This is a genomic window from Vibrio sp. YT-19(2023) (assembly GCF_033337395.1).
Genome location: NZ_JAWOQN010000454.1, coordinates 1 through 725 on the forward strand (window position 1 = coordinate 1; position 725 = coordinate 725).

Here is a 725-nt window from a genome sequence, read left to right on the forward strand (position 1 = left end):
CGAAGGCGGTTGTTACGCGAAAACCATCAAGCTATCGAAAGAAGCGGAGCCAGACATCTACAACGCGATCCGCCGCGATGCGCTGCTAGAAAACGTAACGGTTCGTAGCGACGGCTCTATCGATTTTGATGACGGTTCTAAGACAGAAAACACACGTGTTTCTTACCCTATCTACCACATCGAAAACATCGTTAAGCCAGTATCAAAAGGCGGTCACGCAAACAAAGTGATCTTCCTATCGGCAGACGCATTTGGCGTGCTACCTCCAGTGTCTAAGTTGACTCCAGAGCAAACCAAATACCACTTCCTATCTGGCTTTACTGCAAAACTGGCTGGCACAGAGCGAGGCATTACTGAGCCAACACCAACATTCTCTGCATGTTTTGGCGCAGCGTTCCTAACGCTTCACCCAACTAAATACGCAGAAGTACTGGTAAAACGTATGGAAGCCGCAGGTGCAGAAGCATACCTAGTGAACACCGGCTGGAACGGCACAGGTAAACGTATCTCTATCCAAGATACACGCGGCATCATTGATGCGATCCTAGATGGCTCGATTGAAGATGCGCCAACTAAGCACATTCCAATCTTCAACCTTGAAGTACCGACTTCACTACCAGGTGTGGATCCAAGCATCCTTGACCCTCGTGACACGTACGTTGACCCACTACAATGGGAAAGCAAAGCGAAAGACTTGGCTGAGCGCTTTATCAATAACTTTGATA

1 protein-coding gene is annotated in these 725 nt (G+C 48.4%); it reads left to right on the top strand.

Annotated elements, in window-relative coordinates; translation table 11 throughout:
- On the top strand, positions 1-725 hold a 725-nt coding region (locus tag R7E78_RS26485; protein WP_318058658.1), incomplete at both ends, for a phosphoenolpyruvate carboxykinase (ATP).